This is a genomic window from Ancylomarina longa (assembly GCF_003996985.1).
Classification (GTDB): Bacteria; Bacteroidota; Bacteroidia; order Bacteroidales; family Marinifilaceae; genus Ancylomarina_A; species Ancylomarina_A longa.
In genome coordinates, this window is sequence record NZ_RJJX01000183.1 from 1 (window position 1) to 539 (window position 539).

Consider the following 539-nt stretch of genomic DNA (forward strand, 5'->3'; position numbering starts at 1 on the left):
GCCTACACAGTGTCCCGGCTGGCCCTTGATGCCGGGGTGAGCGTGCATATCGTGCGCGACTACCTGCTGCGCGGATTGCTACGGCCGGTCGCGTGCACCACGGGCGGCTACGGCTTGTTCGATGACACCGCGTTGCAACGGCTGCGCTTTGTACGGGCTGCCTTCGAAGCGGGTATCGGCCTGGACGCACTGGCGCGGCTGTGCCGGGCGCTGGATGCTGCGGACGGTGACGGTGCGTCTGCGCAGCTTGCCGTGTTGCGGCAACTCGTCGAGCGTCGGCGCGAGGCCCTGGCCAGCCTCGAAATGCAACTGGCCGCCATGCCAACCGAACCGGCACAGCACGCGGAGAGTCTGCCATGAACAGCCCAGAGCACTTGCCGTCTGAGATGCACAAACCGATCACCGGCTACTTGTGGGGCGCGCTGGCCGTGCTCACCTGTCCCTGCCATTTGCCGATTCTCGCCATTGTGCTAGCCGGCACGACGGCCGGCGCGTTCATCGGGGAGCACTGGGGTATTGCAGCCCTCACGCTGACCGGC

Annotated in this window: 2 protein-coding genes; both read left to right on the forward strand. The window is 66.8% G+C overall.

Going from position 1 to position 539, the window contains the following annotated elements:
* On the forward strand, positions 1–360 hold a 360-nt coding region (gene merD, locus DLK05_RS16910; protein ID WP_148114130.1), incomplete at its 5' end, for a mercury resistance co-regulator MerD.
* Positions 357–539 (forward strand): broad-spectrum mercury transporter MerE (gene merE, locus DLK05_RS16915; protein WP_127345108.1); only part of this gene is annotated, 183 nt, incomplete at its 3' end. The genes merD and merE, both read left to right, overlap by 4 nt.